Source organism: Flavobacterium sp. M31R6 (assembly GCF_013284035.1).
GTDB lineage: Bacteria > Bacteroidota > Bacteroidia > Flavobacteriales > Flavobacteriaceae > Flavobacterium.
The window spans coordinates 602,630-623,477 of sequence record NZ_CP054141.1 but is presented as its reverse complement, the minus strand read 5'-3'; the positions used below and the strand labels follow the sequence as shown (position 1 = coordinate 623,477).

Annotated in this window: 17 protein-coding genes; 13 read left to right on the top strand and 4 right to left on the bottom strand. The window is 37.6% G+C overall.

The features are described from left to right. Nucleotides 1–54 precede the first annotated feature (54 nt). Nucleotides 55–807 carry a transporter gene (locus HQN62_RS02610; protein ID WP_173503213.1) on the top strand — a complete coding sequence of 251 codons (753 nt, stop codon included), beginning with the start codon at nt 55–57 and terminating at the stop codon, nt 805–807. A 96-nt stretch (nt 808–903) separates the two neighbouring features. Next, entirely contained in the window at nt 904–1,314 is a 411-nt protein-coding gene (locus tag HQN62_RS02605; RefSeq protein WP_173503212.1) for a BrxA/BrxB family bacilliredoxin, read from the top strand. Nucleotides 1,315–1,377: 63 nt separating this feature from the next. Here the strand turns inward: HQN62_RS02605 and HQN62_RS02600 are convergent, their stop codons facing one another. From HQN62_RS02600 to HQN62_RS02590, 3 genes are read right to left on the bottom strand one after another with little or no spacing between them, the layout of a single operon-like run. Continuing rightward, entirely contained in the window at nt 1,378–2,745 is a 1,368-nt protein-coding gene (locus HQN62_RS02600; protein WP_116796536.1) for an efflux transporter outer membrane subunit, read from the bottom strand. Next, nucleotides 2,735–5,908, bottom strand: a complete 3,174-nt coding sequence (locus tag HQN62_RS02595; protein ID WP_116796537.1) for an efflux RND transporter permease subunit — start codon at nt 5,906–5,908, stop codon at nt 2,735–2,737. The genes HQN62_RS02600 and HQN62_RS02595 overlap by 11 nt, the downstream gene beginning before the upstream one ends. 32 nt (nt 5,909–5,940) lie before the next feature. Beyond that, nucleotides 5,941–7,089: an efflux RND transporter periplasmic adaptor subunit gene (locus tag HQN62_RS02590; RefSeq protein WP_173503211.1), complete on the bottom strand. Its 1,149-nt coding sequence runs from the start codon at nt 7,087–7,089 to the stop codon at nt 5,941–5,943. Between the two features lie 287 nt (nt 7,090–7,376). Here HQN62_RS02590 and HQN62_RS02585 point away from each other — a divergent pair, with 287 nt between their 5' ends. The 5 genes from HQN62_RS02585 (at nt 7,377) to HQN62_RS02565 (ending at nt 13,150) form a co-directional block, all read left to right on the top strand. After that, nucleotides 7,377–8,348, top strand: a complete 972-nt coding sequence (locus tag HQN62_RS02585) for a polyphosphate kinase 2 family protein (protein ID WP_116796539.1) — start codon at nt 7,377–7,379, stop codon at nt 8,346–8,348. A gap of 120 nt (nt 8,349–8,468) precedes the next feature. Continuing rightward, nucleotides 8,469–10,139: a SulP family inorganic anion transporter gene (locus HQN62_RS02580; RefSeq protein ID WP_116796540.1), complete on the top strand. Its 1,671-nt coding sequence runs from the start codon at nt 8,469–8,471 to the stop codon at nt 10,137–10,139. 174 nt (nt 10,140–10,313) lie between these two features. Beyond that, the gene (gene trhO / locus HQN62_RS02575) at nt 10,314–11,672 is read left to right on the top strand and encodes an oxygen-dependent tRNA uridine(34) hydroxylase TrhO (protein WP_173503210.1); all 1,359 of its coding nucleotides are present in this window, start codon (nt 10,314–10,316) and stop codon (nt 11,670–11,672) included. A gap of 6 nt (nt 11,673–11,678) precedes the next feature. Then, the gene (locus tag HQN62_RS02570) at nt 11,679–12,920 is read left to right on the top strand and encodes a peptidase U32 family protein (RefSeq protein ID WP_173503209.1); all 1,242 of its coding nucleotides are present in this window, start codon (nt 11,679–11,681) and stop codon (nt 12,918–12,920) included. Beyond that, complete coding sequence (locus HQN62_RS02565) at nt 12,920–13,150, top strand: ferredoxin (protein WP_173503208.1); 231 nt, start codon at nt 12,920–12,922, stop codon at nt 13,148–13,150. The genes HQN62_RS02570 and HQN62_RS02565 overlap by 1 nt, the downstream gene beginning before the upstream one ends. 83 nt (nt 13,151–13,233) lie before the next feature. Here the strand turns inward: HQN62_RS02565 and HQN62_RS02560 are convergent, their stop codons facing one another. After that, entirely contained in the window at nt 13,234–13,638 is a 405-nt protein-coding gene (locus tag HQN62_RS02560; RefSeq protein WP_371811631.1) for a winged helix-turn-helix transcriptional regulator, read from the bottom strand. 175 nt (nt 13,639–13,813) lie between these two features. Between HQN62_RS02560 and HQN62_RS02555 the strand changes: the two genes are divergently transcribed. The 6 genes from HQN62_RS02555 (at nt 13,814) to HQN62_RS02530 (ending at nt 20,715) form a co-directional block, all read left to right on the top strand. Beyond that, on the top strand, nt 13,814–14,518 hold the full coding sequence (locus tag HQN62_RS02555) for an SDR family oxidoreductase (protein ID WP_173503207.1): 705 nt from the start codon (nt 13,814–13,816) through the stop codon (nt 14,516–14,518). Nucleotides 14,519–14,540: 22 nt separating this feature from the next. Then, nucleotides 14,541–15,311: an SDR family oxidoreductase gene (locus HQN62_RS02550; protein ID WP_173503206.1), complete on the top strand. Its 771-nt coding sequence runs from the start codon at nt 14,541–14,543 to the stop codon at nt 15,309–15,311. A gap of 1 nt (nt 15,312) precedes the next feature. Then, on the top strand, nt 15,313–16,314 hold the full coding sequence (locus HQN62_RS02545) for an NADP-dependent oxidoreductase (protein WP_173503205.1): 1,002 nt from the start codon (nt 15,313–15,315) through the stop codon (nt 16,312–16,314). A gap of 224 nt (nt 16,315–16,538) precedes the next feature. Beyond that, nucleotides 16,539–17,924: a PSP1 domain-containing protein gene (locus tag HQN62_RS02540; protein ID WP_173503204.1), complete on the top strand. Its 1,386-nt coding sequence runs from the start codon at nt 16,539–16,541 to the stop codon at nt 17,922–17,924. Then, complete coding sequence (locus tag HQN62_RS02535; RefSeq protein ID WP_116796546.1) at nt 17,908–18,387, top strand: gliding motility lipoprotein GldH; 480 nt, start codon at nt 17,908–17,910, stop codon at nt 18,385–18,387. Before HQN62_RS02540 ends, HQN62_RS02535 begins: the two co-directional genes overlap by 17 nt. Before the next feature lie 9 nt (nt 18,388–18,396). Next, on the top strand, nt 18,397–20,715 hold the full coding sequence (locus HQN62_RS02530) for a penicillin-binding protein 1A (RefSeq protein ID WP_173503203.1): 2,319 nt from the start codon (nt 18,397–18,399) through the stop codon (nt 20,713–20,715). The last annotated feature ends 133 nt before the right edge of the window (nt 20,716–20,848 follow it).

Sequence of the window (20,848 nt, the reverse complement as noted above, 5' to 3'; positions counted from 1 at the left end):
CGATACATAAATAATTTTTTAGTTTTGTCTAAAATTTAATTTAAAACAAACTAAATGAAAAATTTTATTCTAATTATATTCTTCCTGTCAATCGCAAATTATGCAATATCGCAAGATTTGCCAAGCATTCAAACAGACAGACCCGACCAAACCGAGTGCCCTTTTATTACACCGAAAGGTTATTTCCAATTCGAAAATGGATTTTCTTATGAAAAAATCGATGGTGATTCCAAAAGTATTGTTGCTCCTACAATTTTAACCAAATTTGGGATCAACGATCATTTTGAGCTACGATTAATCACGGAATATTCAATCGAAAAAAATAATTCAAGCAAAATATCAGGAATTAATCCAGTTCTGATTGGTTTTAAAACACGCCTTTTTGAAGAAAAAGGGATTATCCCAACAACCTCTTTCATCACTCATCTCGGTCTTCCAAAATTGGCTTCATCAGATTTAAAAGCAACATACTATACTCCTGAATTTCGATTTACAATGCAACACACTATTTCTGATAGACAAACTTTAAGTTATAATTTGGGTGCCGAATGGAGCGGAGTAACTCTGGAACCAACTTTCATTTACACTTTGACAACGGGATACTCTTTTTCTGAAAAAATTGGTGGATACATAGAATTCTTTGGTTTTATACCGCAAATAGAAAAACCAGATCATCGATTTGATGGAGGCTTAACTTATTTATTCAATCCAAACCATCAACTGGATGTTTCTGCAGGTTTTGGACTCTCCAAAATTTCTCCGGAATATTATTTTGCTTTAGGATATTCATTTCGATTCAAAATCTAATATCAAACTATAACAAAACTTTATAATTCAAACTTATATCTTGGTTTGAAACTTTGTAACTTTGCACTTCTAAAAGTTAAACTTAAAATAAAAAATATGTATCCAGAAGAAATGGTAAAACCAATGCAAGCTGAATTAACGTCTGCTGGTTTTCAAGAATTACATACTGCCGATGCTGTAGAAAGCGCAATAAAATCAGCAGGAACAACACTTGTAGTAGTAAACTCTGTTTGTGGTTGCGCTGCAAGAAATGCACGCCCAGGAGCCAAAATGAGTTTGGATAATGATAAAAAACCATCTAATCTAGTAACTGTTTTTGCAGGTGTAGATCGCGAAGCTGTAGAAGCTGCAAGAGGTTTTATGTTTCCATTCCCTCCATCTTCTCCAAGTATTGCCTTGTTCAAAGACGGTGAATTGGTTCATATGCTAGAGCGTCACCACATTGAAGGACGCCCAGCAGAAACTATTGCAGAAAACTTAAAAGACGCTTTCAACGAGTACTGTTAAGCTAAAAAGCAAAACAAAAAAACCACGCTATTTGCGTGGTTTTTTTGTTTACAAAGATAATGACTAATTCCAGCCACCGCCTAAAGCTCTGTACAATTGGATGGTTGAACTCAATTGGTTTTGTGTTAACTCCGAAAGACTTAATTCTGCATCAAACAAATCTATTTCTACTTGTATAACTTCCAAATAAGAAACATAGCCATTATAATACCTTGCATTCGATAATTCCAAGTTTTTTCTAGCCGCAATAACCTGCTTGTTTCTAGCTGCCCATTCTTCCTTATACGTTTTCACGTTTTGCAAAGATTGTTCTACTTCGGCAACGGCAACAAGACAAGTTTTTTGGTAATTAAGTCTTGATTCTTCAGCAATTTGACGGTATATTTCTACTCTCCTTCTGTTTTTACCAAAATTAAAAATTGGACCTGCAACAGTAGCGCTTGCGTTTTGCAAATACGATGAACCATCAAATAAATGACTTACATCACTGTTTGCGAATCCCGCCAATGCAGCAATATTGAAAGAAGGAAAACGCATCGCTTGCGCAACACCTATTCTTTCATTAGCCGCCATATAATTCCTTTCTGCTTGATTTACATCAGGTCTGTTTTTCAATAAAATAGAAGGAATAGAAACGGGTAAATTATTCGCTACTTGAAGCTCTGTGTTGGTTTTACCACGCTCTATCGGTCCTGGAGCTTGACCAATCAATATTGAAATAATATTTTCTTGAATGGTAATCTGTCTCTTAAAAGCAGGAATAGCTGCTTCGGCAATTGCTACTTGTTGTTCGATTTGAACCTTATCTACTTCAGAAACGTAACCAGCCGAAAACCTTTGATTAATAATATCAAATCCTTTTTGTCTAGATTCCAAAGTCTTTTGCGCAACAAGTAGTCGGTTGTCATAATCACGTAGTTGAAAATAAGCAACCGCAATATCACTAACCAAATTAGAAAGAATCACTTTTCGTCCTTCTTCACTAGCTATTAATTCATCTTGAACAGCTCTATTTTCGTGGCGAACTTTACCCCAAAAATCCAATTCCCAAGAAAGATTAGCTGACGCATTGGAAGGCAAAAAGGTCTTCTCATTACTGTTTACAGTAGCGCTATAACCAATTGCAGGCAATAAGTCGGCTTTGGTATATCCTAATTCTGCTCTGGTACGATCAATACGCGCCATAGCAATCTTCAAATCATAGTTATTTTCAAGTCCTTTAGTGATTAGGCCTTTTAAAACATCATCATTAAAAAGATCAAACCATTTTACGTTGACCACAGAAGCGAGTGTATCAGCATTTGCAGGACCATAGTGGAAACTTTCAGCATTCTTTTCTTCTGGCTTTTCGTATTTAGGCCCAACCAAACAACCTACAGGAAGAACTGCAAGGACAACAATAACAACAATAATTTTTAATTTATTCCTCATGATCTGTAGTTTTTGAATCCGTACTATTTTCAGTTGCTACAACCTCATCCTTGTTTTTTCCGATGTTTTCAATCATTACAAATAAACCCGGAACAATTAACACTCCAAGAACTGTGGCTATCAACATTCCGCTGAACACAGCCATACCCATTACAATACGGGCTTGCGACCCAGCACCTGTAGCGGTAAGCAAAGGAACAACACCAAGAATAAAGGCAAAGGCCGTCATTAAGATTGGGCGAAAACGAAGCTTAGCCGCAACCATTGCCGATTCGTATAGTGGTTTCCCTTTTTCATATTCTTCCTTGGCAAACTCAACGATAAGAATTGCATTCTTGGCGACTAGTCCGATTAACAGTACCAATCCAATTTGCGCAAACACATTGTTCACATAAGCATCACTACCAATTCTAGCCAAAAACAATCCTAAAAATGCTCCAAAAACTGCAAAAGGCGCTCCAAGCAATACACTAAAAGGCAATTTCCAACTTTCGTACTGTGCGGCAAGAATTAAGAATACAAAAACTAAGGCCATTAGAAATACAGTACCTCCACTTGGAGAATGTTTTTCTTGATACGACAAGTTGATATAATCGTAACTCATATCAGATGGTAGAGTTTCTTTGGCAACTTCTTCCAATGCATCCAAAGCTTGAGCACTACTGTAGCCGTCGTTAGGACTTCCCCCAATCTCAGCTGACCTAAATAAATTAAGACGGTTGGTAAAATCGGGTCCTGCCACTTTTGTTGCTGTAACCAAAGTGGATATAGGCAACATATCGCCGTTGTCATTTCTCACGTAGATCTTATTCAAGTTTTCAGGCTTTAATCGATCAACGGCATCACCTTGTAAATACACTTTGTACTGACGTCCAAAACGGTTGAAGTCATTCACATAAGACCCTCCCAAAAAGGCACCCAATACTTCGGTAACCTTAGAAACTGGCACTCCCAATTTCATGGCTTTTTCGTTGTCGATGTCCAACTTTATCTGAGGTGTACCAGCATTAAAAGTTGTATAAATCCTTTTTATTTCAGGACGTTTTTGAGCTGCTGCAATAAAAGCTTGTGTTTGTTGGGCAAGATATTGTGGAGTGTTACCACCTCTATCCTGCAACATTAAACTAAAACCTGCAGAGGCACCTAAACCTTGAATTGCAGGAGGTCCAAAGGCAAAAGCCGTTGCTGTTGTAATTTGTGTCGATAGTTTTTTATTTAAACGATCCACCAATTGCTTCGCCGTTTCAGCTCTTTCTTCCCATGGTTTTAAGGATATGAAAATAAAAGCGTTATTCGGTTGATAGGAGTTGGTAAGCATACTAAACCCATTGATTGTGGTATAAGACAATATCGATTCCTCTTCTTTTAAAAACCCATCGACTTTCTTTGAAATTTCATCTGTTCGCTGAAGAGAAGATGCTGGGGGCAATGCAATATTAATTAATACATATCCTTGATCTTCCTCTGGAATAAAACCTGCTGGAATTTTTAAACCCAGTAATACTACAGCTCCAATAATTACTCCTAATAAAATGATAATGCGCGTTGCTTTTTTAGCAAAAAAAGTAGCTCCATTTATATAAGTTCCTGTGACTTTTTCAAAAATTCTATTGAAACCAGCAAAAAATTTAGCCAGCCATCCTTTTTGTTCACTAACTGGTTTTGTGGGTTTCAGTAACATGGCACAAAGCGCGGGACTCAGTGACAAGGCACTAAACGCCGAGAAGGCCACCGAGACCGCAATGGTTATCGCAAATTGTTGGTAAAAACGACCTGTAATACCTGGTGTCATCGCAACTGGTACAAATACCGCAATCAAAATAAGTGCAATTGCAATTACTGGCCCAGAAACTTCACGCATCGCTTGTATTGTTGCATCTTTCGGTGATTTTCCGTGTTCAATATGATGCATTACGGCTTCCACAACCACGATGGCATCATCCACAACGATACCAATTGCCAGTACCAATCCCAATAAAGACAAGGTATTTATTGAAAAACCTAGCAATGGAAAAACTGCGATGGTACCAATTAACGATACAGGAACCGTTATTAAAGGAATCAAGGTAGCACGCCAGTTTTGAAGAAATATAAATACAACTAGAATAACCAGTAAGACAGCCTCAAAAAGAGTATGAACGATATCATCAACACCCGCAGTAATAGCAAGTGTAGTATCCAATGACTCTTGGTAAGCAATATCTTTTGGAAACTTTTCAGACATTTTTTTCATAGCCTCTTTGGCAAGTGTAGCCACTTCCAAAGCGTTACTTCCCGGCATCTGAAATACAGTAATTGCCGAAGTGGCACTACCATTTCTGCGAGCGTTTGAACTATAATTCTCTGTTCCTAATTCAATTCTGGAGATGTCGCTTAATAGTACTTCGGAACCATCTGATTTGCTTTTTACTACAATTTGGCCAAACTCCTTTTCAGTAACCAAACGGTCTTGAAGTGTAACTCCATAGGTAAAATCAGTCCCCATTGGAGCAGGTTCTGCTCCAAATTTCCCACCGGGACTAATCATATTTTGAGCATTCAAAGCATTCTTTACATCATCGACAGTTATCCCAAGCTTACTCATTACATCGGCCTTAAGCCAAACCCTCATCGAATAGTCACTCCCCCCAAAAAGGGAAACTTCACCAACCCCTTTTATACGTGCCAATTGATCCACTATGTTGATATTGGCATAGTTATTCAAAAATTTAGAATCGTATTTAGGATTTGTAGATGTAAGTGTAAACAGCATCATCGGGAACGATAATGATTTTTTCACCACAACTCCTTGTTGTTTTACACTTGATGGCATAAATGGTGCTGACTGTGCTTGGCGGTTTTGGGTAAGCATGTTGGCATTATCCAAATTCGTACCCACATCGAATGTTACTTCAATTGTACAAGCTCCATCAGAGGTGTTTGTGGATTTTATATAAAGCATCTGTTCTACTCCATTTACCTTTTGTTCGATTGGTGTAGCAACAGCTTGCTCAACATTCAAAGCATTTGCTCCTGTAAAAGAAGTAGTGATTTTTACAACAGGTGGATTGATATCCGGATACTGCGATATTGGCGTTTTTTGTAATGCAAGTAATCCGAGTATCACAATAATGATACTGATTACCATGGCTACAATTGGTCTTCTAACAAAAAATTCTCCCATAATGATGTTTCTAAATTATTTATTAGCACTAATTATTTTTCTGCTTTTCCTGGAGCCCAGTCTACAATTTTCGGAGTTATAACACTACCGCTTTTCAATAGAGAGGTTCCTCCCATAGCAACTTTATCATTAGCCGTTAATCCATCAAGAACCAAATAAGAATCTTTGTATGACGGACCAATTTGTACCATTTTCATATCTACTTTATTACTATTGTCTACAACATAAACCTGATAAATTCCTTGCATTTCAATAACAGAACGTTGCGGAATAACCAATGCATTTTTACGAACATCAGTAACTACATGAATTTTAACATATTGACCTGGTCGAATTAATTGATCAGGATTGGCAAATGCAGCCTCAAAAGTTACTGCCCCGGTAGTTGGATCAATTTGTCTATCGGCAAAACTGATTTTTCCTTTTTCAGGATAAGCTGACCCATCTGACAATTCTAATGAAATTGATTTTCCGGCTCCTTTTAGACTAGAATCTTTTTTAGTTATTTCTCTAAAGATTCGAAGATATTCCTGCTCGCTCATTGTAAATCGAACTCTTACATCCCCTAAATCCGAAACGGTATTCAAAACCGATGCGGCACCTGGACGAACATAATCTCCAACCCTAACTTTTGAAATCCCAATCAATCCAGAAATTGGAGCAAGAATTGAGCAATATCCCAATTCTATTTTTGAATTTTCTAAATTGGCAGTTGCCGCTTTTATGGAAGCAGTTGCTGCACTATACGCTGATTTTGCAGCTATTAATTCTCTTTGACTCACAGCGTTCATTTTGGCAAGTGGAACCATCATGTCATAATCAGATTTGGTTTTGGCCAACCTTGCCTGCATTTCTGCCAAATTTGCTTCTGCCTGATGTACTTTCTCTTGAAACGGCAACGGATCAATAGTGTATAACAATTGACCTTTGTGTACCAAACCTCCTTCTTTAAAATTTAGACTTTCGATTACGCCATCAACTCTAGGGTTAATCTGTATATCCGATTGTCCAAAGGTTTGCCCAGTAAATTCCGATTCGAGTCTTACATCTTGCTGTAGCACTTTTACAACCGAAATTTCGAGCGGTTTGGCCTCTGGTGCCGCTTCTTTTTTACAAGAAGAATAAAATGAAGAGAGAACTATAACAAAAAATAATATTTTAATCTTTTTCAACGTATTCATAAAATTATTATTAAAATTAGTATAAACAAAAATACTGATTTAAATTTATCAGCACGAGGAAATTACAAAAAACAAACGAATAATTCACAGTAACTAATAAAAAAATTAATAGTTGACTATTCTTTCAAGTCATATCTCCGAATTCCACAATCATTCTTTGTTAAAAAAACTCCAGTTACTGTTTTTTTACTAAATTAGTAGATTGTATTCTGTAATTCTCAACATAAAAAAAAACATTAATTGTTTTTAATCTACATCATCTTTTACTAACATTAAATTCCAAGAATATGTCTAAGTCCAATAAAAAAGACCACAATGAATTTGAAGAAAACCTTGTTGATCTTTCCTCTTTAAGCAAAAAAGAACTTGTTCAAAGAGCCAAAAAATTCTCAAAACAATATTGTGTTGGAGATGGAGATGACTTCAAGCTTAAAAATTACGAGACAAAAGCCAGTTTCAATTTGGGGGAAGAAGGAAAACCATTGGTGAATCAAACCTTGCAAATGGGAGTTGAAGCCCTGGCCGCTATGCAAGACATTTTATATGCCCAAGACAAATGGTCGTTGCTACTCGTTTTTCAGGCGATGGATGCGGCGGGCAAGGATGGAGCCATCAAACATGTGATGTCGGGCGTAAATCCACAGGGATGCCAGGTTTCTTCTTTCAAAGCACCAAGTTCAGAAGATTTGGATCATGATTTTCTTTGGCGTTGCCAAAAACATTTGCCTGAAAGAGGACGTATTGGAATTTTCAACCGTTCCTATTATGAAGAAGTTCTAGTAGTGCGCGTACACGAGCAAATTTTAAAAGGTCAAAAACTTCCGGAAAAACTGATTACCAAAGACATCTGGGAGGAACGTTTTCAGGACATTCGAAACTTCGAAAAATACCTTACCCGAAACGGAACAATTGTCATCAAATTTTTCCTCAACGTTTCCAAAAAAGAACAAAAAAAGCGATTCATTGAGCGCGTGGACGATCCGGACAAAAACTGGAAATTTAGTGCGGCCGACGCCAAAGAAAGAGGCTACTGGGATGATTATATGAATGCTTACCAGGAATTGATAAAAAACACCTCGACCAAAAAATCTCCTTGGTACGTGATTCCCGCCGATAACAAATCCTATGCGCGTATCGCCATTGCATCGGCAATTATTCACGCATTGGATGAAATGGAATTAGAATATCCAAAAGTAAGTGCCGAAAAAATAGCCGAATTAAATGCTGTTAAAAAAGCATTACTGGACGAAGAAGATTAATTAGTCCCTAGTAATTGGTAAAAAGTGATTAGTCTGGAGCACTATTCCAAAAGACTTATTTTCTAAATCACTACCAAAAAGCTAATCACTAAGGACTACTCACTAATCACTAAATAAACTATGACTTATAAACTTTTTCCACCTTCGGAATGGATTAAAGAGTACAATACCAAAACCTTAAAAAGCGACTTTATAGCCGGAATAACACTGGCTGCTTATGGAATTCCCGTATCCTTGGCCTATGCTACGCTGGCGGGACTGCCTCCGCAATACGGAATTTACGGCTACCTTATTGGCGGCTTATTTTATGCCTTATTGGGAACGAGCAAGCAACTGGCCATAGGTCCAACATCGGCAATTTCGTTACTGATTGGCACCACCATTGCTGATATGGCCAATGGTGATGTTCAACGTTGGGCTGACATTGCCTCACTCACGGCCCTTGTATTTGCGGGTATGGCAATACTCGCTTATCTCTTGCGTTTGAGTGGAATTATCAATTTTATTAGCGAAACCGTTTTGGTAGGATTCAAAGCCGGTGCGGCCATAACTATTGGTTTAACCCAATTACCTAAATTATTTGGCATAAAAGGTGGTGGCGAAAATTTTATTGATCGCATTGTAACCCTTTTTAATCAACTCCCAGACACTAATACTACAGTTTTTGTTTTTGGTATGGCTGCCATTATTATCCTAATTGTTGGCGAAAAAATAGCACCGGGACGACCAGTGGCTCTTATAATTGTAATCCTATCCATACTACTCATTTCGACCACCTCATTAGGGATTCAAGAATTCAAAACCGTCGGAGCTATCCCAACCGGGCTACCTGAATTTCATCTACCTTCACTTCGCATCCGCGACGTAGACGGAGTAATCCCATTAGCTTTGGCTTGTTTTTTACTCTCTTATATAGAAAGTGTTTCGGCAGGAAGGACATTGGCACAAAAAAACGGATACGTCATTGACCCTCGCCAGGAATTACTGGCCCTTGGCATTGCCAATGCTGCTGTCGCATTCGGGCAAGGATACCCCGTAGCCGGAGGATTATCTCAATCCGCCGTGAATGATACTGCTGGCGCCAAAACACCGTTATCCTTAGTGTTTGCTTCAGCAACAATTGCAATATGTTTGCTGTTTTTAACAGGATACCTTCAAAATTTACCTACTGTAGTCTTGGCATCGATAGTCTTGGTAGCCATCAGAGGTCTTTTTGACCTAAAAGAAATGAAACATTTGTACAAAATCAACAAACAAGAATTTTATGTTGCCATCATAGCCCTTATCGGAGTACTTATTTGGGGAATCCTAACTGGAGTTTTACTGGCAGCCATAGTAACTTTATTGCTATTAATCAAAGCTACTTCCAAGCCGAATGTGGCTTTCTTGGGAAGAATTCCGGGAACCAAACGCTATACGGATATTGAAAGGCATCCTGACAACGAAAGGATTGAAGGACTATTAATTGTTCGTATCGAATCGGCTATTTTGTATTTCAATGTTGAATACATCAAAGAACAGCTTTGGAAAAAAATCAACAACGAATCCGATCCCTTAAAAACAGTAATATTGGACCTTAATTCCTCTCCCAGAATCGATATTGCTGGAGCCCGATTTTTAAAACATCTTTTTGTCGATTTGAAAGCCAAGAACATTTCCTTAAAAATTGCGGAAGCGCGATCCGAAGTTCGGGACAGTCTGCGTGCCGAGGGTCTCGAAATGCTTTTGGGACATATCAGCCGCGCTACTTCGGTGGATGATTTGGTCGTTAGTGCAGTTAAAAATAAATGACAATTTCAATGACAATGGCAAGATTCAATACAATAATTTACATCCAATAGACCGTAAACCCTAAATTTCCCCTAATTCGCATTATAAAACCGCAAAAGTTCACTAATTTTGCGCCCGATTTGAGTTCTTCCATTTAGAACTCACCACATATTTTCTCACTTAAACGTTTATAGCATGCAACTGTATAACACCTTAAGCGCAGAAGAAAGAGCCGAGCTTATTGATCAAGCCGGAAAACAACGCCTTACATTGTCTTTCTATGCGTATGCCAAAATTCAAGATCCAACACAATTTCGTAACGATTTATTTATTGCCTGGAATGCACTCGATGCTTTAGGCCGAATTTACGTTGCCCAAGAAGGCATCAACGCCCAAATGAATGTTCCTGCCGAAAATTTCGAAGCTTTTAGAGAGACTTTGGAAGTATATGATTTTATGAAAGGGATTCGTTTGAATGTGGCCGTAGAACATGACGATCACGCCTTTTTGAAACTAACGATCAAAGTGCGTCACAAGATTGTTGCTGACGGTTTGAATGATGATACATTTGATGTAACCAACAAAGGAGTTCACTTAAAAGCCAAAGAATTCAACGACATTCTGGATGATCCAAACACGATAGTGGTTGATTTTAGAAATCACTATGAAAGTGAAGTGGGCCATTTTAAAGGTGCCATAACTCCCGATGTTGAAACTTTTAGAGAGAGTTTACCAATAATCAACGAGCAACTTCAAGACCACAAAGAAGACAAAAACCTGGTGATGTATTGCACCGGTGGAATTCGTTGTGAGAAAGCAAGTGCTTATTTCAAACACCAAGGTTTCAAAAATGTTTTCCAATTAGAGGGCGGAATCATCAATTACGCCAAACAAATTGAAGCAGAAGGCTTGGAAAGCAAGTTTATCGGAAAGAATTTTGTTTTCGATAATCGCTTGGGCGAAAGAATCACGGACGATATCGTTTCACAATGCCACCAATGCGGAAAACCGTGCGACAATCACACCAATTGTGAGAATGACGGATGCCATTTGTTATTTATTCAATGTGACGAATGCAAAACGGCCATGGAAAACTGCTGTTCTACCGAATGTCTTGAGATTATCCACATGCCTCTAGTCGATCAAGTACGATTGAGAACCGGAAAGCAAGTTGGAAACAAAGTTTTTAGAAAAGGAAAATCGGAAAGTTTAAAATTCAAACATTCTGGAGAATTGTCGGACACAGCTTTGGCGACTGCTCCAAAAACAACTGATATTCGCAAAAAGATAAAAGTTAAAAAGACTTTACTTGGCAAAGCGGAACATTATTACGTAAAAGCGCAAGTGGGACTTTTCACTATCGAAAACCAAGAATTGAATTCGGGTGACAAAATCTTAATCGTAGGGCCAACAACCGGAAACCAAGAAATGGTTTTGGATAAAATGCTTGTCAACGGAACCGAAAGCACTCAAGCCAAAATAGGCGACAAAGTAACATTCACAGTACCTTTCAGAATTCGGTTGTCTGATAAATTGTATAAGATTTTAGAGTAATTTATCATGACAACAACCAACAAAATAGAACTTATGGCTCCCGCTGGGAACTTTGAGTCATTGCAGGCAGGATTAGATAACGGCGCCGATTCTATTTACTTTGGCGTAGAGCAATTGAACATGCGAGCTCGTGCCACCGTGAATTTTACGATGGAAGATTTACCCGAAATCGCCCGCCGTTGCGAAGCCAAAAACGTTAGAAGTTATTTGACTTTGAACACCATTATTTACGATCACGATTTATCCGTGGTAAAAACATTATTGGCCAAAGCCAAAGAAGCGAACATCACCGCAGTAATTGCCTCCGACCAAGCCGTAATTTCAATGGCAAGGGGAATTGGGATGGAAGTTCATATTTCGACCCAATTGAACGTTACGAATATCGAAACCATCAAATTCTACAGTCTATTTGCCGATACCATGGTTTTGAGCCGAGAGTTGAGTTTACGCCAAGTAAAAAGCATTACGACCCAAATCGAAAAAGAACAAATCAAAGGGCCGAACGGAAAATTGGTGGAAATCGAAATCTTTGGTCACGGCGCTTTGTGTATGGCGGTTTCGGGAAAATGCTATTTGAGTTTACATTCGAATAATTCATCGGCAAACCGTGGAGCTTGCAAACAAAACTGTCGTAAAAAATACACCGTTATCGACCAAGAAACTGGTTTTGAAATCGAGTTGGACAACGAATACATGATGTCTCCAAAAGATTTATGCACCTTGGATTTCCTTGACCAAGTGATAGAGTCAGGAATTCAAGTTTTGAAAATTGAAGGTCGAGGCCGTGCTCCAGAATATGTTGCGACCGTAATAAAAACCTATCGTGAAGCAATAGATAGTTATAATGAAGGTACTTTTACCAAAGAAAAAATTGCCGTTTGGATGGAAGCGCTGAACACGGTTTACAATCGCGGTTTTTGGTCAGGGTATTATCTTGGTCAGGAATTGGGGGAATGGAGCGATGTTTCGGGATCGATGGCAACGCAGAAGAAAGTCTATGTTGGGAAAGGAACCCATTTTTTCCCAAAAGCCGAAATTGGTCAATTCAAAATCGAGGCTTACGACATTAAAATCGGGGACAAAATACTGGTTACTGGTCCAAGCACCGGCGCACAGGAAATGGTTATCGAGGAAATGTACGTTAATGATGTAGCTTCAGAAAAAGCAACCAAAGGAGACGATTGTACTTTCAAATTGCCTTTCAGAATCCGTATGTCCGACAAATTATACAAAATAGTCGAAGCCTAATGGTTATCGTAACACTACAGAGAGACAAATGTATTGGGTGCAACTATTGTGTAGAAATGGCACCCGTTCATTTTCAAATGTCCAAAAAAGACGGGAAATCGGTATTGATTAAAAGTGTAAACGCCAAAGGTTTTTTCACTCTGAAATCGCCTGACCACACTATAGCCGAAAGCTGTGAATTGGCGGCGAAAGCCTGTCCTGTGAAAATCATTACAGTGAAAGAAACCTAGAAAAAATAGCTACAAAAAACCAAACCTCTTTTAAGTCACTTTAAAAGAGGTTTTTTTTATAAAATATCTTCGAAATTTAAGTTCTACTTCATCAATTTTTTTATCATACTTTTTATAAAGGCTTCTTTGTCTTTTTTTACTTCCTTCAACATTTCCTTTCTGTCAGCAGGAATGGCTAAATATTTATCTGCCCATAAATTTATTTCAATCATTAAAGGCAACAAATCAATTCCTTTTTGAGTGAGTTTGTACAACACTTTTGCTTTGCTTTCGGGATGACTTAATTTTAAAATAATTCCGTTTTCTTCCAACAATACTAATCGTGCCGCCAAAATATTGGTAGCTATTTTCTCTTCCGATTTCAAAAAGTCACCATAAGTACACTCATTGGCAAACATTAAATCCCTGATAATAAGCAATGACCACTTGTCTCCCCAAATGTCAAGGGAGCTGCTAATTGGGCAATCCGATCTCTTTTTTGTATTCATAATAAAAAATAATTTATAAAATCACTTGCGAATTGAAAGTAGTTTGTATATTTGCACTTGCAAAACGCAAGCAAATTTACAAATTAAATTATAAATACAATGGTAAACTAAAAGGATATACCGATTACCAAACTTTAGATTTATCAAAACATAATAATTTTCAAAAATTTCAAAAATGAAAACAACAGGAAACACCATATTTATTAGTGGCGGAAGTGCCGGAATTGGTTTGGCTATGGCCAAAAAATTAAGTGCTGCAGGCAATACAATCATCATCAACGGACGCAATGAGGAACGTTTGCAAAAAGCATTGGCAACTTTAGAAAATACGGTTGCCATTCAAGGGGATTTGTCTGTAGAAGCAGATAGAATTCATATTGCCAAAGAACTAAAGACTAACTACCCAGAAGTGAATATCATTATCAATAACGCAGGGGCGGCTTTCGGGTATTTGTTGAGTGAAACCACCAATGCGCACGAAAAAGCGGTTATCGAGATGAATACCAACTATTTTAGTGTGATTCATTTTACGGAGCTTATGTTACCTCATTTACTAGAAAAATCGGAAGCTGCGGTTGCTAATGTATCTTCTATAGCTGTTTTTGGCAGTCATAAATTTTTACCAACTTATGGCGCCACGAAGGCAGCATTGCATAGTTACACCGTTGCATTGAGAGAAACTTATGAAGAACATAAAAATCTTCAGGTTTATGAAATTTATCCTCCATTGGTCAACACAGAATTTTCGGCTGAGATTGGTGGTGCCAATGGAATTCCACCATCAGAAGTTGCCGATGAATTTTTCATTGCTTTAGAAAAAAATCAGTTTGATGTACCTGTTGGAGATACCAAACAGTTTTTTCAAAAAGTAGAAGCCTAATAACACTGTAATTCATTAGATTATGATTTTAAAAGAAAAAACAATATTGATAACAGGAGGCGCTTCGGGCATTGGAATGGAAGCCGCCAGACAATTTTTGGAGATTGGCGCCAAAGTTATCATCACGGGCAGAAATGAGGAAAAATTAAATGCTGTAAAGAAATTGTACCCACAATTGATTACAATAAAAAGCGATGCTGGAAACGAATCAGATGCAATTGCTCTTTTCAATCAGGTAAAAGCACTGGGGGGAATTGACATTTTGTATAATAATGCTGGTGTTGGCGTGGCTCCTTTAAATTTAGGAATTCCCAATGACAAACATTTGGAAGGTGCTATTTATGAAATGGAGGTGAATTACCTTGGGATAATCCGCCTGAACAATCTTTTTATGGAAATGCTACAATCAAGACGAGAAAGTGCCATTGTTAACACCACTTCAATATTAAGTATTGTGCCTTCATTGCTGGAAGCTACTTATTCCGCATCTAAAACGGCACTTTCGTTTTACACAAAATCACTACGTAAGCATTTAGAGATTATAAACAGCAGGGTAAAAGTTTTTGAACTGCTTCCTCCTCTTGTTGCCACCGAAATGACCGTAGCTAGAAATGATAAAAAAATAAGTACCGAAGAATTGGTAAAAGCATTAATTTTAGGATTAGAAAAAGATCAATACACCATTCGCGTAGGCGATACAAAATTGGTTTATATACTGAATCGTTTTTTTCCAAAATTGACATTTGGTTTGATTAATCCAAAAAAAGCAAATCAATATCTAAATCATAATTAAGATGAAAGCATTTGCCATTAAAAAATATAGCAAAAAAGACATGTTACAATTGGTCGATGTTCCAATTCCTGACGTAAAAGACAACGATATTTTGGTCGAGATACACGCATCGGGTTTAAATCTTTTAGATTCCAAAATAAAGACTGGAGAATTTAAATTGATTTTGCCATATAAACTTCCAATTATTTTAGGTCACGATGTAGCTGGTGCAGTGATTAAAGTTGGAAAAAACGTAACGAAGTTTAAAGTAGGTGACGAAGTATATTCAAGAGTTTCCGATTTTAGGATAGGTACCTTGGCTGAATTTATTGCTATTGATGAAAAAGATGTTGCGATGAAACCGAAGAATATTTCTATGGAAGAAGCAGCATCTATACCGTTGGTCGCTTTGACTGCTTGGCAAGCTTTAATAGAAAAGGGAGATCTGAAAAAAGGTCAAAAAATATTCATACAAGCAGGTTCAGGTGGCGTGGGAACCATAGCCATACAACTCGCAAAACATTTGGGGGCAACTGTTGCCACAACGGCTAGTGAAAAGAGTTTTGAATTCTTGAAAAACCTTGGCGCAGATGTGTTGATCGATTATAAAACACAAGATTTCGAAAGTCTATTGAAAGACTATGACCTTGTCCTGAACAGTCAAGATACAAAAACACTAGAGAAATCATTGAATGTACTAAAAACAGAAGGAAAAGCTATTTCTATTTCGGGACCACCAACAGCTGATTTAGCCATAGAAAGAGGAGCCCCTTGGTTTGTAAAAATAATACTTAACCTAATAAGCACTGGTATTCGCAAGAAAGCAAAAAAACAAAATGTCGGTTATGAATTCTTATTTATGAGAGCTGAAGGAAAACAGTTAAGCCAGATTACAAAACTAATAGAATCTAACATTATAAAACCAGTGGTAGATAAAGTGTTTCCATTTGAAAAAACCAACGAAGCATTAGCCTATGTAGAAAGTGGTCGTGCCAAAGGGAAAGTAGTTGTCAAAGTGAAATAGATTGGATATTTATAAAAACAAAAAAGGTTGTCCCTAAGAATGCACTGCCCCCAAAAAGTTAGACACTATTTGGGGGCATTTTTATGGAAAGAATGTCTTTAGTATAACTTTATGATTTTTTGCCGTTTTTACCCCTTGTGACATAAACCAAAAAAATAGTATCTTTACCCATTAAACGTAATACGAACTTAAATTGCTTTTATAGCAATACTACATATAGCATTATGGCATGTACAAGTTGTTCAACTTCAGATGGTGGTGCACCAAAGGGTTGTAAAAATAATGGGACTTGCGGCACCGATAGCTGCAATAAATTAACGGTTTTTGACTGGCTTTCAAACATGAGTTTGCCAAACGGCGAAGCTCCTTTTGACTGTGTGGAAGTTCGTTTTAAAAACGGTAGAAAGGAATTTTACCGCAATACCGAGAACTTGACTTTGAGTATGGGTGATATAGTGGCCACTGTCGCTTCACCAGGACATGATATTGGAATTGTGACACTTACAGGAGAATTAGTAAAAATTCAAATGAAGAAAAAGGGAGTCAACCACTTAAGTAATGAAATTCCAAAAGTATATCGAAAAGCAACTCAAAAAGATATCGATATTTGGACAGCAGCACGAAACAAAGAAGAACCAATGAAAGTGCGTGCTCGCGAATTGGCGATTGCACAAAAACTGGAAATGAAAATTTCAGATATCGAATTTCAAGGTGACGGTTCCAAAGCGACGTTTTATTATACGGCCAATGACAGAGTCGATTTTAGACTTTTGATCAAAGATTTCGCAAAAGAATTTGCTACAAGAGTGGAGATGAAACAAGTAGGTTTCCGTCAAGAAGCGGCTCGTTTGGGAGGGATTGGTTCTTGCGGAAGGGAATTGTGTTGTTCAACTTGGCTAACGGATTTTAGAAGTGTGAACACTTCGGCAGCGCGTTACCAACAACTGTCTTTAAATCCACAAAAATTAGCAGGTCAATGCGGTAAATTAAAGTGTTGTTTGAACTACGAACTAGACACTTACATGGACGCTTTAAAAGATTTTCCTGAATTTGAAACCAAATTGGTTACCGAAAAAGGAGATGCTATTTGCCAAAAACAAGATATTTTCAAAGGATTGATGTGGTTTGCCTACACCAATAATTTTGCCAACTGGCACATCCTGAAAATTGACCAAGTCAAAGAAATTATTGCCGAAAACAAACTAAAAAACAAAGTTTCTTCTCTAGAAGATTATGCGATTGAAGTAGTAGCAGAACCTGAACAAAATTTCAATAATGCAATGGGTCAAGAAAGTTTAACACGTTTTGACCAACCTAAGAGAAAGAAAAAACCAAACAAAAAACCTAGAGTAGCCGGTGAAAATGTGATTGTTCCTAACAATGCAAACAAACCAACTATTCAAAAAAATAATCCACCAAGCAATGCTAACGCAAATGTTGGCAACAAAGAGAATACTGTTAAGGAAAATCCAAACGGTAATAGCGCCAATAAAAATCGCAATAAAAACAATCGTAAGAAACCTAATAACAATCGTCCCGCTTCTGCCGAAAACAAACCAGAGCAACCTAGAAAACCAATAATTATTAAAAAAAATGAGAATAAAGAATAGTCTTTTGCTGCTTTTTGTGGCGGTACTCCTTTTTTCATGTGATAAAAAAAGGGTTTTTGACGAGTATAAATCTGTGGGAAGTGCTTGGAATAAAGACAGTATAGTCACTTTTGACTTACCCATTTTGGATTCGACAAAAAGATACAATTTGTTTGTGAATTTAAGAGACAACGACAATTACAAATACAACAATCTCTTTCTAATTGTGTCTCTGGAAAGCCCAAATGGTTACACCAAAGTTGATACTTTGGAATACCAGATGGCGGAACCTGACGGAACATTATTGGGGGATGGTTTTACTGATATCAAGGAGAGTAAGCTTTATTATAAAGAAAATGTGCGTTTTAGAGGAAAATACAAAGTACATATCAAACAAGCGGTAAGAGAAAACGGGAAAGTGCCTGGAGTTACTTTTTTAGATGGAATTACCGAAGTAGGTTTTAGAATAGAAAACAAAGATTAAGACACGATTATGGCTATAAAAAAAAGTAACACTCAGACAAAAGGCATCGATAAAGATGTTAAATATTATTCCAGACAGTTTTGGAAAATTTATTTTTATGGATTGGGAATCATTGCTTTATTTTTCCTATTTGCCTCATGGGGTTTATTTGGATCCATGCCTTCATTTGAAGATTTGGAAAATCCGGATTCCAATCTTGCCACCGAAATTATCTCCTCTGATGGTGTCGTTTTGGGTAAATATTTCAAGCAAAACCGTTCTGCATTAAAATATTCTGATTTACCAAAAAACTTAGTTCAAGCCTTGATAGCTACTGAAGATGCCCGTTTTTATGAGCATTCCGGTATCGACGGAAGAGGAACATTAAGAGCCATTGCCAGTTTGGGAACCAGCGGAGGAGCCAGTACCTTGACCCAACAATTAGCCAAACAATTATTTCACGGTGAAGGATCTAAGTTTTTGCCTTTCCGAATTGTACAAAAAGCTAAAGAATGGATTATCGCCATTCGTTTGGAAAGACAATACACCAAAAATGAAATCATAGCAATGTATTGCAATGTATATGATTTTGGAAACTATTCCGTAGGCGTTAGTTCAGCTGCAAAAACTTATTTTTCAAAAGAACCCAAAGATTTAACCATTGACGAATCGGCTATTTTAGTGGGTATGTTCAAAAACTCAGGACTTTATAATCCTGTAAAAAATCCAGTTGGGGTAAAAAACCGAAGAAATGTAGTCCTTTCGCAAATGGAAAAAGCGAACCTCATTACCGAAGACCAAAAACATCAATTGCAAAGTTTACCTATTACTTTACATTTCAAACTGGAAAGCCATAGAGAAGGAACTGCCACTTATTTTAGAGAATATCTTCGTGATTACATGAAGAAATGGGTGGACGAAAACAAAAAACCAGATGGTTCCGATTATGATATTTACAAAGATGGACTTAAAATCTATACTACTATAGATTCCAGAATGCAAGCTTATGCCGAAGAAGCAGTTGCTGCCCATATGGCTAATATGCAAGAAGAGTTTTTCGAACAAGCCAAAGGCAATAAAAATGCTCCTTTTGTAAATATTTCTGAAGCTGAAACCCAACGTATCATTAATCAAGCCATGAAATCGTCTGGTCGATGGGCTGCTTTGAAAGAACAAGACAAAAGCGACGAAGAAATTATCAAAACCTTCAGCGAAAAAACAAAAATGACGGTTTTCACTTGGAAAGGAGAAAGAGATACTATCATGACTCCACTAGATTCCATTCGTTATTACAAACATTTTTTACAAGCGGGTGTGATGTCTATGGAACCTCAAACGGGTAATATCAAAGTTTGGGTTGGTGGTATCAATTACAAATATTTTCAATATGACCACGTAGGTCAAGGAGCCAGACAAGTAGGTTCAACTTTCAAACCGTTCGTTTACGCTACAGCAATCGAACAATTGAATATGTCTCCTTGTGATTCCATTCTTGATGGGCCTTTTATAATTCGAAAAGGACGTCACCACGTAACCGAAGATTGGGAACCTAGAAACTCCGACAATAATTACCGCGGAATGGTAACTTTAAAACAGGCGTTGGCTCATTCCATCAATACGGTATCGGCTAAGTTAATCGACAAAGTAGGTCCAGAAGCCGTAATTGAATTAACCCATAAATTAGGGGTTAAATCCGAAATCATCAATCAGCCGTCAATCGCTTTGGGAGCTGTGGAAATTACCGTAGAAGATATGGTGGCTGCCTTCAGTACATTTGCGAACCAAGGAGTTTATACCAAACCACAATTCTTGACAAAAATCGAGAACAAAAGTGGTGAAGTTATCTACGAACCAATCCCGGAATCACATGATGTTTTAAACAAAGACATCGCATTTGCAGTAATTAAATTATTGGAAGGTGTTACCGAAACTGGGTCTGGTGCCAGATTAAGAACTCAAAATGGAGGAAACGGTGACAAACGTTGGACAGGATATCCCTATATGTTTACCAATCCAATCGCGGGAAAAACAGGAACTTCACAAAATCAATCCGATGGTTGGTTTATGGGAATGGTGCCCAACCTAGTAACAGGTGTTTGGGTAGGTTGCGAGGACCGTTCCGCACATTTCAAAACACTAACCTATGGACAAGGAGCTGCGACATCCTTACCTATTTGGGGCTATTTCATGGAAAAATGTTATGCTGACAAAGGCTTAAACATATCCAAAGAAGATTTTGAAAGACCTAAGAATCTTTCTATCAAAGTAGATTGTTACACTCCACGAGCAGCAGTAGTAAAAGACTCTACTGCCACTCCTGAACAAGACACGGAAGAATTTTCATTATAAAAAATAGGCTTTCATCCCAACAATGGATAATTTAAATTCAAATTGGGCGTGCCACCATAAAGAAAAGGGACCAATTCACTATGCCGGTGATTCGGTCCCTTTTCTTTATGGTGTCGGTCCATCCGCGCTACTT